This window comes from Catellatospora vulcania, assembly GCF_009720385.1.
GTDB lineage: Bacteria > Actinomycetota > Actinomycetes > Mycobacteriales > Micromonosporaceae > Catellatospora > Catellatospora vulcania.
In genome coordinates this window covers 248,842-262,059 of sequence record NZ_WARX01000017.1, presented here as the reverse complement: position 1 = coordinate 262,059, position 13,218 = coordinate 248,842, and the positions used below count along the sequence as shown (strand labels likewise).

General features: G+C 70.4%; 8 protein-coding genes. 5 read left to right on the top strand and 3 right to left on the bottom strand.

Annotation, left to right across the window (positions count from 1 at the left end):
- The first annotated feature begins 143 nt into the window (after positions 1-143).
- The 5 genes from F6W97_RS32995 to F6W97_RS32975 all read left to right on the top strand — a co-directional run bounded on the left by F6W97_RS32995 (position 144) and on the right by F6W97_RS32975 (position 8,111).
- Positions 144-2,978 (top strand): glycoside hydrolase family 3 protein, encoded by a 2,835-nt coding sequence (locus F6W97_RS32995; RefSeq protein WP_155374456.1) that lies wholly within the window; start codon positions 144-146, stop codon positions 2,976-2,978.
- A 94-nt stretch (positions 2,979-3,072) separates the two neighbouring features.
- Entirely contained in the window at positions 3,073-4,119 is a 1,047-nt protein-coding gene (locus tag F6W97_RS32990) for a LacI family DNA-binding transcriptional regulator (protein ID WP_155374523.1), read from the top strand.
- A gap of 231 nt (positions 4,120-4,350) precedes the next feature.
- A complete protein-coding gene (locus F6W97_RS32985) occupies positions 4,351-7,224 on the top strand; it encodes a glycoside hydrolase family 9 protein (RefSeq protein ID WP_230687174.1) in 2,874 nt (957 codons plus the stop codon).
- Positions 7,225-7,365: 141 nt separating this feature from the next.
- Positions 7,366-7,638, top strand: coding sequence for a YbaB/EbfC family nucleoid-associated protein (locus F6W97_RS32980; RefSeq protein WP_155374454.1), 273 nt, complete (start codon positions 7,366-7,368; stop codon positions 7,636-7,638).
- The gene (locus F6W97_RS32975; protein ID WP_155374453.1) at positions 7,635-8,111 is read left to right on the top strand and encodes a hypothetical protein; all 477 of its coding nucleotides are present in this window, start codon (positions 7,635-7,637) and stop codon (positions 8,109-8,111) included. The genes F6W97_RS32980 and F6W97_RS32975 overlap by 4 nt, the downstream gene beginning before the upstream one ends.
- A gap of 119 nt (positions 8,112-8,230) precedes the next feature.
- On the opposite strand, the gene F6W97_RS32970 is transcribed toward F6W97_RS32975, so the two are convergent.
- The 3 genes from F6W97_RS32970 to F6W97_RS32960 form a co-directional block, all read right to left on the bottom strand.
- Complete coding sequence (locus F6W97_RS32970; protein WP_155374452.1) at positions 8,231-9,823, bottom strand: pectate lyase family protein; 1,593 nt, start codon at positions 9,821-9,823, stop codon at positions 8,231-8,233.
- Positions 9,824-9,921: 98 nt separating this feature from the next.
- A complete protein-coding gene (locus tag F6W97_RS32965) occupies positions 9,922-11,523 on the bottom strand; it encodes a pectate lyase family protein (RefSeq protein ID WP_269059722.1) in 1,602 nt (533 codons plus the stop codon).
- A 12-nt stretch (positions 11,524-11,535) separates the two neighbouring features.
- Positions 11,536-13,191 carry a pectate lyase family protein gene (locus F6W97_RS32960; RefSeq protein ID WP_230687173.1) on the bottom strand — a complete coding sequence of 552 codons (1,656 nt, stop codon included), beginning with the start codon at positions 13,189-13,191 and terminating at the stop codon, positions 11,536-11,538.
- Positions 13,192-13,218 lie beyond the last annotated feature (27 nt).

Genomic DNA, 13,218 nt, shown 5'->3' with positions numbered 1-13,218 from the left:
TTCAGACGATCGTCGAAGCGCTTCGACTGTGGATCAGGAGCGACCCGTTCTCGATCCAGAGTCGAAGCGCTTCGACAGCCCCGCCGCACCGCCCACTCCACGACGCATCTTCCGACCGTCCGCCCAGACGAAGGAACCCGGCGATGAACTTCCGCGACCCCTCAGCCCGCCTGTCCGACCGTGTCGCCGACCTGCTCGGCCGGCTCACCCTCTCCGAGAAGATCGCGCTGCTGCACCAGCACCAGCCGCCTGTGCCGCGGCTGTCCGTGGGCGGTTTCCGCACCGGCACCGAGGCACTGCACGGGCTCGCCTGGCTCGGCGAGGCGACGGTGTTCCCACAGGCGGTCGGTCTCGGCGCGAGCTGGGACCCGGACCTGGTGCGCCGGGTCGGCGACGCGGTCGGCGACGAGGTGCGTGCCAGCCACCACAAGGACCCGTCCGGCGCCGGCCTCAACGTGTGGGCGCCGGTGGTCAACCCGCTGCGCGACCCGCGCTGGGGCCGCAACGAGGAGGGCTACAGCGAGGACGCCTGGCTGACCGGGCTGATGGGTGAGGCGTACGCACGCGGACTGCGCGGCGACCACCCCGTCTACCTGAAGACGGCCCCGACGCTGAAGCACTTCCTCGGCTACAACAACGAGAACGACCGCTGTGTCAGCTCCAGCAACCTCGGCCCCCGGGTGCTGCACGAATACGAGCTGCCCGCGTACCGCCCGGCGATCGAGAGCGGGGCTGCGGTCGCCGTGATGGCGTCGTACAACCTGGTCAACGGCCGTCCCGCGCACGTCAGCCCGCACCTGAACGACGACCTGCGGTCCTGGACCGGCGACGAGGTGCTGGTGGTGTCGGACGCGTACGCGCCGAGCAACCTGGCCGACCCCGCCCAGCAGGCCTACTTCCCCGACCATGCGACCAGCCACGCCGCCTCGCTGAAGGCGGGGGTGGACAGCTTCACCGACGCCGATGCGAACTCGCACGTCACCATCGGGCGGATCACCGAGGCCCTGGACCGTGGCCTCATCACCGAGGCCGATGTGGACACGGCGGTGCGCCGGGCGCTGACGATCCGGCTGCGGCTGGGCGAGTTCGACCCGGCCGAGTCGAATCCGTTCACCGGCCTCGACCCCGACACCGTGAACTGCCCCGCGCACCAGGCCCTCGCCCGGGAGGCCGCGACCCGCAGCATCGTGCTGCTCAAGCAGGAGTGCCGGCTGCTGCCATTCGACCGGGAGCAGGTGCGCCGGGTCGCCGTGGTCGGCCCGCTCGGCGACCAGCTGATGGCCGACTGGTACAGCGGCACGCTGCCCTACCAGGTCACCGCGCGCGATGGGCTGGCCGCCCGGCTCGGCGCGGACCAGGTGACGTTCGCCGAGGGCGCGGACCGCGTCGCGCTGCGCCTGGTCGGCGGCGGCTACCTCGCGGTCGCCGACCCCAACGAGGCCGTGCCGCTGCGGCGGGCGTTCGCGGATCCGCACGGCTTCGACGTGTTCGACTGGGGCAGCCACCCCGGCCCGGCCGGGCACCACGGCACCAGCGTGCTGGCGCTGCGCTCGGCCGCTAACGGCCGGCACCTGACCGTGCGCGACAACCTGCTGGTCGCCGACGCGCCCGGCCCGCACGGCTGGGACGTGCACGAGACGTTCCGGCTGGTCGAGCGGGCCGATGGCACGCTGTCGCTGCACCACGAGCTGAGCCGCAGCTACCTCGTCGTCGGCGAGGACGGGGTGGCCGCGGTCGGCGCGAGCTACGAGCAGGCGACCCGGCTCCAGGTGGAGCTGCGCCACAGCGGGGCCGAACAGGCCGCCGCCGTGGCCGCCGAGGCGGACGCCGTGGTCGTGGTGCTGGGCAACCATCCCCTGGTCAACGGACGCGAGACCGAGGACCGGGAGAACCTGTCCCTGCCGCCCGCGCAGGAGGCACTGCTGCGCGCCGTGTACGCCGCCAACCCGCGCACCGCCCTCGTGCTCACCAGCAGCTACCCGTACGCGATCAGCTGGGCCGACGTGCACCTGCCCGCGGTGCTGTGGAGCAGCCACGGCGGCCAGGAGTTCGGGCACGCGCTGGCCGACGTGCTGTTCGGCGACGCCGAGCCCGCCGGGCGGCTGCCGCAGACCTGGTACCGCAGCCACTGCGAGCTGCCCGACCTCTACGACTACGACATCATCACCAGCGACGCGACGTACCTGTACTACCGCGGCACCCCGCTGTACCCGTTCGGGCACGGCCTGAGCTGGGGCGAGTTCGAGTACGGTGCGGTCGGCCTGGACGCCGACACGATCGACGCCGACGGCACGGTCACGGTGACCGTCGAGGTGGGCAATGTCGGGGTGCGCGCCGGCGAGGAGGTCGTCCAGCTCTACACGCACCAGCAGCGTTCCCGGGTCAAGCAGCCGCTGCGGCGGCTGCGCGGGTTCCGCCGGATCCGGCTCGAACCGGGCGAGCGGACCGTGGTCAGCATCCCGCTGGCCGCCGCCGACCTGTCGTTCTGGGACGTGACCACGGGACGGCCCGTGGTGGAGGCGGCCCGGCACAAGGTGATGGCCGGCCGCTCGGCGACCGACATCCGCGGCTGCGCCACGCTGACCGTACGCGGCGAGCGCATCGGCGCGCGCCGGCTGCCCGGCCTGCTGCGGGCGATCGACCACGACGAGGCCTGCGGCGTGGTGCTGGTCGACGCCGCCCCGGAGCGCGGCGACGCGGTGCGCGCCACCGACGCGGGTGCCTGGCTGTCCTTCGGCGCGACCGACCTGACCGGCTGCGACGAGGTCGTCTTCGCCGTCGCGGGCGGCGCGGGCCGGGTGGCGCTGGTGGCCGACGACCCGCTCGACGGCGAGGTGCTGGCCGAGGCGGTCGGGGCCGGCGAGGGCCGGTACGCGTACCAGAAGATCAGCTGCCCGCTGGGCACATCCGGCCGGACCGACCTATACCTGGTCTACGACGCACCGGGCATCATCGTCAGCGAGCTCGTCTTCTCATGAGCGAGCGGAGCGAGCGAATCATGTCGCCAGATCTTCATGGCTGCGACGAGCGCAGCGAGGAGCGGGCATGAACGGGGAGGTGCCGGTGCCGCCGATGAGGAGCCGGCCGCGGCGGTCGTCCCAGCGCGACAGCGTGGTGACGATCGCCGATGTGGCCCGGCACGCGGGCGTGTCCACCAGCACGGTGTCGTACGTGCTCAGCGGCAAGCGGGCCATCTCCGCCACGACCAGCGCCCGGGTGCACGCCAGCATCCGCGCGCTGGGCTTCCACCCGCACGCGGGTGCGCGTTCGCTGGCCAGCAACCGGTCCAGCGTGATCGCGCTGGTGCTGCCGCTGCGGCAGGGCATGCACCTGCCGGTGCTGATGCAGTTCGCCACCGCGGTGGTGACCAGCGCGCGGCAGTACCACCACGACGTGCTGCTGGTGACCGCGGACGAGGGCCCGGCCGGGCTGCGCCGGGTGGCCGCGGGCGCGATGGTGGACGGCCTGGTGCTGATGGACGTGGAGATGCACGATCCGCGGGTGCCGACGCTGCGGCGGCTGGAGCGGCCCAGCGTCCTGATCGGGCTGCCCGCCGACTCGGCCGGGCTGACCTGTGTCGACCTGGATTTCCACCGGGCGGGCGCGGTGTGCGTGGAGCACCTGGCCGCGCTGGGCCACCGGGAGATCGCGCTGCTCGGCGCGCCGCGTGTGGTGTACGACCGGGACACCGGCTTCGCCCACCGCACCCGGGACGGCTTCGTGGAGGCCGCGAAGCGGCTGCGGCTGACGGCGTACGCGCAGCCGTTCGAGGAGCATCCGGAGGCGGTGCACGAGTCGCTGGTGCACCTGCTCGACCACCATCCGGGGCTGACCGGGCTGGTGGTGCACAACGAGGCGGCGGTGGCGCACGTGCTGCACTCGCTGCGCGCGCTGGGCCGCCGGGTGCCCGAGGACGTCTCCGTGGTGGCGATCTGCCCGGACGAGCTGGCGGAGCGGTCGTCACCGGCGCTGAGTTCGGTGCAGATACCGGCCGAGGACGTCGGCCGGCAGGCGGTGGAGCTGCTGATGCGCAAGCTCGACGACCGAACGGTGCCGCCGACGACACTGCTGCCGCCGATGCTGACACCGCGCGCGAGCACCGGAGTCGTGACCAGGTAAGGGAACCGCGCCGAAATCGGGGCTTCACAAGAAGGCAACCGCGCGGTTAAATCGTGCTTGACAGAGGTGGGAGCGCTTCCATCGATGTCGACCGAAACGTACAGGAAAGCCCTGACTAACCCACCGCACCGCGAACTGCGATAGCGGTGGGGCGGATGCGCCCACATCCGCCCCACCTGTGCCCTACCGCAGCGACTCGCGTCGCGCGGCTCCACGGACAGGAGAATCCTAGTGCCTACCCTCAGTGACGGCATCCGCCCTCCGGGCCGGTGGCGTCGGTTGTTCGCCGGAGCCTGCGGCGTCCTCATCGTCAGTTCCCTGGCGACCGGCCTCTCCGCAGCGCCCGCCCAGGCCGCCGGTCCGTACAACTACGGCGAGGCGCTGCAGAAGTCCCTGTTCTTCTACGAGGCGCAGGCCGCGGGCCCCAAGCCGTCGTGGAACCGGGTCTCCTGGCGCGGTAACTCCGCCCTGAACGACGGTTCCGACGTCGGTGTGAACCTCACCGGCGGCTGGTTCGACGCGGGCGACCACGTCAAGTTCGGCTTCCCGATGGCCGCCACGGCCACCATGCTGGCCTGGGGGGCGGTCGAGTACCGGTCCGCCTACACGGCCTCCGGCCAGCTCACGCCGCTGCTGAACAACCTGCGGTTCGTCAACGACTACTTCATCAAGGCGCACCCGTCGGCCAACGTGCTCTACGGGCAGGTCGGCAACGGCGGGACGGACCACCAGTGGTGGGGTCCGGCCGAGGTGATGAAGATGGCGCGGCCCGCGTACAAGATCGATGCGAGTTGCGGCGGCACGGACCTGGCCGCGGAGACGGCGGCCGCGATGGCCGCGGCCTCGATGGTCTTCCGGCCCACCGACCCCACCTACGCGAACACCCTGGTCAGCCACGCTCGCCAGCTGTACACCTTCGCCGACACGGTGCGGAAGAAGTACAGCGAGTGCATCACCGACGCGAGCAGCTACTACAACTCGTGGAGCGGCTTCAACGACGAGCTGGTCTGGGGCGCGATCTGGCTGCACCGGGCCACCGGCGAGGCGGCCTACCTGAGCAAGGCCGAGTCCTACTACGCCAACCTCGGCACCGAGCCGCAGTCGACCACCCACTCCTACAAGTGGACCCACGACTGGGACGACAAGACCTACGGCTCGTACGTGCTGCTGGCCAAGCTCACCGGCAAGCAGCAGTACGTCGACGACGCCAACCGGTGGCTGGACTACTGGACCGTCGGCGTCAACGGCCAGCGCATCACCTACTCCCCCGGCGGCCAGGCCTGGCTGCAGCAGTGGGGCTCGCTGCGCTACTCGGCGAACACTGCCTGGGTCGCCTTCGTGTACTCCGACTGGATCAGCGACGCCACGCGCAAGGCGCGCTACCACGACTTCGCGGCCCGGCAGATCAACTACATCCTCGGCGACAACCCGAACAACCGCAGCTACGTCAACGGTTTCGGGACCAACCCGCCGAAGAACCCGCACCACCGCACCGCGCACGGCTCGTGGACCGACAGCCTGACCAGCCCGGTCAACAACCGGCACGTGCTGTACGGCGCGCTGGTCGGCGGGCCCGGCTCGGCCAACGACGCCTACACCGACGACCGGCAGAACTACCAGATGAACGAGGTCGCCACCGACTACAACGGCGGCTTCACCTCGGCACTGGTACGCATGTACAGCGAGTTCGGCGGCACGCCGCTGGCGAGCTTCCCGCCCACGGAGACGCCCGACGACGCCGAGCTGTACGTCGAGTCCGGCCTCAACACCACCGGAACCACGTTCACCGAGGTGAAGGCGCTGGTCTACAACAAGTCGGCGTGGCCGGCGCGGGCGCTGTCCAACGGCTCGTTCCGGTACTACTTCACCCTCGACGGGGCGACCACGCCGAGCCAGATCAGCACGTCGGTGGCGTACAGCCAGTGCTCGCCGCCGACCGGGCCGACCCAGCACAGCGGCAACGTGTACTACGTGACGATCTCGTGCGCGGGGCAGAACATCATCCCGGCGGGGCAGTCCGACTGGCGGCGCGAGGTGCAGTTCCGGATCACCAGCTCCGGCACCTGGGACGTCTCCAACGACTGGTCGTACCAGGCGACCATGGCCCGCAACAGCAAGATCACGCTGTACGACGGGACCACCAGGGTCTGGGGCGACCCGCCCGGCGGGGGCACTCCGGACACCACCGCGCCGAGCACGCCCGGCACCCCCGCCGCGTCCTCGATCACGTCCACCTCGGCCACGCTGAGCTGGACCGCGTCGACCGACACCGGCGGCAGCGGGCTCGCGGGCTACCGCGTGTACCGCGAGGCGGGCACGACCGATGTGCTCGTCGGCTCGCCGACCGGCAACACGTTCGCGCTCACCGGCCTGACCGCCTCGACCTCGTACACGTACTACGTCGTCGCCGTTGACGGCGCGGGCAACACGTCGACCGCCTCGTCGCCGGTCACCTTCAGCACCACCGCACCGCCGACCGACACCACCGCGCCGACGCAGCCGGGCACGCCGACGGCCACGTCGATCACGCAGACCGGCGCGACGCTGGTCTGGACCGCCTCCACCGACACCGGCGGCAGCGGTTTGGCGGGCTACCGCGTCTACCGCGAGGCGGGCACGACCGACGTGCTCGCCGGCTCGCCGACCACGAACTCGTTCGCCCTCACCGGCCTGACCGCCTCGACCTCGTACACCTACTACGTCGTCGCCGTCGACGGCGCGGGCAACACCTCGACTGCCTCCTCGCCCGTCACGTTCACCACGTCGGGCACCGGCGGCGGCGCGAGCTGCGACGTGGCATACCTGATCGAGAGCCAGTGGCCCGGCGGGTTCAGCGCCAAGGTGACCATCAAGAACACCGGCACCACGGCGGTCAACGGCTGGACGCTGACCTACACCTTCCCGGCCACCGGGCAGGCGGTCAGCAGCGGCCACAGCGCGAACTGGTCCCAGAGCGGCCTCAACGTCACCGCGACCAACCTCTCCTGGAACGCCAACCTGGCCCCCAACGCCTCCGCCACGATCGGCTACAACGGCCTCTGGACCACCACCAACCCCGAACCCCCCGCCTTCAAACTCAACGGCGCCACCTGCACTGTCAGCTGAATGACGAAGGGCGCTTTCCACGACGCTTTCGTTGTGGAAAGCGCCCTTTCCGCTCCTCATTGGACTTCGGGAGCGGGTGGGCGTGGCGTTAGGCTGCCGCAGTGGCACATCGACGCGTAGAGGGGGATCGCGTGAGGTCTGATGAGCGCGCCAGGTCCCAGGTACGCGATGTTCGGTGATCCGGAGCAGGCCTCCCGGCGCATCGACGGCTGGCAGGCGGTGATCGAAGCCCGCGCGGCCCGCACCCGCGAGCTGGCACAGCGGCAGACTGAGCTGGCCGCCACCGCATCGGTCGCCGAAGGGTCGGTGACCGCGACCGTCGACCACTCCGGCCGGCTGACCACGCTGAAGCTCGACGACCGCGTGCACGGCTGGTCGCTGGAGAAGCTGTCGCGGACCGTGATCGAGCTGTGAACTGGGCCGACGACGCCCCCGCGACGGAAACCGCCTGGACGCGCCTGACCCCGGCGGAGCGTGCCTCGATCGAGCGGATCGACGCCGAGCGCCTGGAGCGCGAACGCGCCGGCATGGCGCCCCGTTTCGCCGCCGCGCTGCTCGAACCGAAGTACTCGGTACGCAACCGGTTCCGGCTCTGGGAGCACCTGATCCGCCGGTTGGAGCAGGACAGCCTCGACGACGGCTACCTGATCGACCTCTACTTCAACGACCTGGCCAGCCGCGACTCGCTGGGCACGATGGTCGAGGCCCACCCGGAACTCGCCTCGGGGGAACTGGGCTCGCTGCTGGCCGCGCTCGATCGCCGGTTCGATGCGGCGACCGACTTCGACGGCGGCGCGGAGCGGCGGCGATGGACCTCCCGTTTCGAATCCGAGCAGCTCGGCCCACGCTGGTCCCGCCGACCGCGCGAGCTGCCCTGGGAGCACTGAGCGCGTTCGGCAGGTGCCGACGACACACCCGAGCACGTCGGTGCGGAGCCGCGTCGGGAAGGGCACCTTCCGCCACGTTCAGCGGCCAAGAAGGTGCCCTTCCATCGCGGGACTTCCTCTTACAGGTGGCCGACGCCGGCACCGGCGGTGACCTTGGCGGGGACGGTGGCGGCGGCGTCGAGGGTGTAGCCGTAGAAGCTGCCCGGCTCCGCCACGGTGCCGTTCGCCTCACAGGCCCCTGAGTTGACGAACGCGTTCGCGCGCTGGACCAGGCGGCCGGGCGCGCTGTCGGCGTACCCGTTGGTCGAGTAGCACGGGAACGCCACGTTCTCGAAGTAGTTGCCCTCCACGACCACGCCCGCGTTCTCCGTGGACGCGACGCCGTAGAGCCCGACGTTGCGGTAGTAGTTGTTGTACACGTGCACCGGCTCACCGAACCGCACCCGCGGATGCCGCTGGTTAGAGCCGTCGAACAGGTTGTGGTGGTAGCTCACCTTCAGGTGCCCGATGTCGTCGGGGAACGTGTCGGAGTGCCCGAGCAGCATGGACTTGTCGGTGGCATGGAAGACGTTCCACGACACGGTGACGAAGTTCGACTGCCGCTTCACGTCCACCGAGCCGTCGAAGCCCGGCCAGAACTCATTGTGGTCGATCCACACGTGGTGCGAGGCGTTGTGCACGCTCACCGAGTCGTCGGACGCGTCGCGGAAGGTGATGTTGCGGATGATGACGTTGTTGCCGGGCCGGGTGGTCGAGCCCATCTGCAACCCACCACCGGTGATCTCGGCGGTGCCGCCGACGCCGATGATGCTCTTGTTCGCCACCACGGTGATCATGCCGCTGACCGAGATCCGGCCGGAGACCATGATGATGTACGGCTCCGCCCGTCCCGCGTAGTCGGCCAGTTGCGCCGCGCTGGTGACGGTGACGGTCTGCCCGCCCGCGCCGCCGTACGTGCCGTTCTGGCCGAGGGAGTTCACCGAGGCGTAGCCGTCGGCCTGGCCCGGCGGGGGCTGGGGCGGCGGGCTGGTGCTCGGCGACGGCGAGGCCGGGGCCGACGGTGAGGCAGGCGTCGACGGTGACGGATCAGGGCCGGTGCCGGTGACGACCTGGACGTCGTCGAAGGCAGCGCTGGCGTACGAGCCGACGAGCCCGATCCGGCCCGTGCCGAAGCTCGCGTCGGTCGCGGTGACCAGCTGCGTGCCGTTGACCGAGCCGCGCAGCGTGCTACCGGTGACCTGCAGGGCGAGGGTGTGCCAGCTGCCAGGGCTGACCGTGGTGGCCGCCTGGGCCAGCACCGTCACACCGCCGCCGCTGGTGCGGCGCAGCTCGGCCCGGCCCGCGCCGACCAGCACGAGCGAGTAGAAGCTGGACGTGCTCGACGCGCGCGCGGCGATGCCGGTGGCGCGGGTGCTGTTGCCGAACGCGATCGGCTTGACCCGCGCCGAGACCGTGTAGTCGGTCCAGGAGGCGGTGCCGGACAGTGATTTCGCGTCGGCGCTGGTGCTGCTCTGGCGGTAGGCGCGGGAGCCGTCGGTGACGACCGACCAGCTGCCGCCCGAGCTGCTCCAGCCGGTGGCGTTGCCGTCTTCGAAGTCGTCGCTGAACAGGGTCGCCGCGGACGCGGCGGTGGTGAGGCCGACCGCCAGGGCGAGGGCGGCGGCGATGGTGCCGGCGAGGAGTGCGGTGCGCCGGCGGTGCGGGATCGTCATCTCTCCTCCGGTTCATGTGCGGGCAGATCAAATGCGGTGCAGAGATGGGAAGGGCACCTTCTACAACGCTGAGCGTTGTGAAGGTGCCCTTCCTTTCATCAGATGCGGCCGGTGCCGGCGGAGGCGGTCACGATCGATTTGATCGAGCTCGCCGATTGGAGGGTGTAGGAGTAGGGGATGCTGTTGACGGTGCCGCCGCCGCTGGCGGGGCTGCCGGAGCCGACGAAGTAGTTGTTGCGCTGGACGATGGCGCCCACCGGAGAGTCGGCGTAGCCGACCGCGGTCGGCTCGTCGACGTTCTCGAAGTAGTTGCCCTCGACCAGCACGCCGGCGTTGCAGGTGGAGGCGACGCCGTACTCGTTGCCGTTGTAGTAGTTGTTGTAGACGTGCACCGGGTTGCCGAAGCGCACGCGGGGGTGGCGGGTGCCGGAGCCGTCGAACCAGTTGTGGTGGTACGTGACGCGCAGGTGGCCGATGTCCTGGCTGCCGTTGTCGTCACTATGGCCGAGCAGCATGCTCTTGTCGTGGCCGTAGATCCGGTTCCACGACACCGTGATGTAGTCGGAGCCGCGCTTGATGTCGATCGCGCCGTCGTAGCCGTTGGTCAGGCTGTTGTGGTCGATCCACACGTGGTGCGAGCTGGTCTCGACGTTGATCGCGTCGTCGTCCCAGTCCCGGAAGTTGATGTTCCGGATGATGACGTTGGAGACGTTGCTCAGCGTCAGGCCGCCGCCGACCAGGGTGGCGTTGGAGCCGACACCCAGGATCGTCTTGTTCGAGGCGACCTTGTTCATGCCGCTGAGCGAGAAGCTGCCGGAGAACGTGATGGTCTTCGTCCCCGACGAGTTGATCTCGCTGAGGAACTGGGACGCGCTGGTCACGTTGACCGTGCTGCCGCCTGCGCCACCGGTGGTGGTGCCGGAGACCGTGGCCCAGCCGACCAGCCCGGTGACCGGCGGCTGCGGGCTGCTGGGCACGGACGGCGACGGGGGCTGCGGTGACGACGAGGCCGACGGCTGCGGGCCGCCGGTGGTCGGGGCGGGGCCCGCCGCGTCGGAGACCACGACGTCGTCGAAACGGGCCGTGGCGTACGACGTCACCAGCACGATCCGACCCGAGCCGAACGCGGTGTTCGTGCCCGAGCCGACCTGCGTGCCGTTGACCCAGCCGGTCAGCGTGGACCCGCTGGCGGTGAGCTGCAGGGTGTACCAGGTGCCGGTGCTCACGGTCAGGTTCACGCCGCCGATCACGGTGACGCTGCTGCCGTTGACCGCCTGCAGTTCGGCCCGCCCCGAGTTGAGCAGGGCCACCTGGTAGCGGGTCGACGAGCCGGTGGAGCGGGCGCCGAGCGCGGCGTAGCGGCCGGAGCCGCTGAAGCCGGTCGGCTTCACCCGCGCCGAGACCGTGTAGTTGGTCCACGAGGTGCTGCCCGCGAACTGGCGGGCCAGCTCGCTGTCGACCTTGCCCTGCTGGAACGTGCCGCTGCCGTCGGTGACCACGGACCAGTCACCGCCGGACTTGGACCAGCCGGTGGCCGATCCGCTGTTGAAGTTGTCGGAGAACAGCGTGGCGGCCATGGCGACGCCGCCGGTCAGGTTCAGCAGGGCCGTCATCACGACGGCCAGTGCTGCGGTGGCGGCGGCGGTCACCAGACCGGCTCGCCTGGCGCGGTGCGCGCCCGGGCTGTGCGCGTGTCGCATGGAAGATCCTCCTCAGATCTTTCCGACACCGGCGCCGGCCATCACGATGGCCTTGACGTCGGCGGGGTTGTCCAGCACGTAGCCGTAGTAGGCGCTGGGCTCCTCGACGGTGCCTGAGCAGTCGGGGGCGCCGGGCTCGTTGCCGGTGTAGATGTTGTTGCGAGCCACGCAGCGACCGCCCGGACCTGCATAGCTGTTCGAGATCGGCTCCTCGACGCTCTCGAAGTAGTTGCCCTCGACCACGCAGCCGGCGTCGGTCTGGCAGGCCACGCCGACGTCGGTGTTGTGGAAGTAGTAGTTGTTGTAGATGTGCACCGGCTCGCCGTAGCGCACCCGCGGGTTGCGCTGCGGGGTCTCGTCGAACCAGTTGTGGTGGTAGCTGACCTTCAGCCGCCCGGTGTCCTGCAGGTCGTCGGCGTCGTCCCGGCCCAGCAGCATGTTCTTGCTGTGGTGGTGGGTGTGGTTCCAGGAGATGGTCACGTAGGACGAGCCGCGCTTGACGTCGATCAGACCGTCGTAACCCTGGGCCAGGTCGTTGTGGTCGAGCCAGATGTGGTGCGAGAACATCTGGACGTTGATCGAGTCGTCGCTGGCGTTGCGGAACACCATGTTGCGGATGATCACGTTCTGCACCGCGTTCGCGGGCGGGGACGTGATCGCGTCGTCGATGGTCAGGCCGATGTTGAAGCCGCCGCCGGTGATACCGGAACCGGAGCCGACCCCGATGATCGACTTGTGCGAGCTGACGTTGTACATGCCCGCCGGGACCGTGATCAGCCCCTTGACGCAGATGTTGAGCGGGCCGGTCTGCGCGATCGCCGCGATCAGCTCGGCCGCGGTGTCGACCTCGATGGTCGGACCGCCCGCGCCGCCGGTGGTGGTGCTGCGGCCCCAGGCGTTGACGGCCGCGAAGCCGACCGGGGTGCCGCCGGTGTTGCAGGTGCCGGGCGGCGGTGGGGAGCTGCTCGGCGAGGGCGGGGGTGCTGACCCCGTCGGAGTCGGCGGCGGGCTGCTGGGCGTGCCCGGCCCCGCCGTGTCGGTGACGGTCACGTCGTCGAACGAGACGCTGGCGTACGACGCCATCAGCCCGATCTTGCCGGAGGAGAAGGTGCTGTCGGTGGCCGTGGCGACCTGCGTGCCGTTCACGAACCCGGTCAGCGCCGAGCCGAACGCGTCCAGCCGCAACGTGTACCAGGTCCCCGGGGACACCGCGACCGTCGCGGTGGCCAGTGTGGTGACGCCGCCGCCGGAGACGCGGCGCAGTTGCGCCGTGCCGGAGCCGGTGAGCACCAGCGAGTAGTAGTTGGACAGGCTCTGCAGCCGGGCGGCCACGCCGACCGAGCGCGAGGAGTTGCCGAAGGCAATCGGCTTGACCCGGGCCGACACGGACTGGGCGGTCCAGGTCGAGCCCGCCTGGGCCTTGGCGTCGGCCCCGGTGCTGGTCTGCCGGTATACCTGGCTGCCGTCGGCAACCACCGACCAGCTGCCACCGGACTTGGACCAGCCGGTGGAGTTGCCGTCTTCGAAATCGTCCGAGAACAGCGTCGCCGCGTAGGCGGTCCCGCCGAACTGGGTGGCCCCGAGCGCCACGACGAGGGCCGTGAAGCCCGCGCCCAACGCCGCAGCCAGTCTGCGACGCCGTGGAGCCGCGCGCATGGAGATGGACATGAGCGGTACCTCCTTGGGAGGAACCGC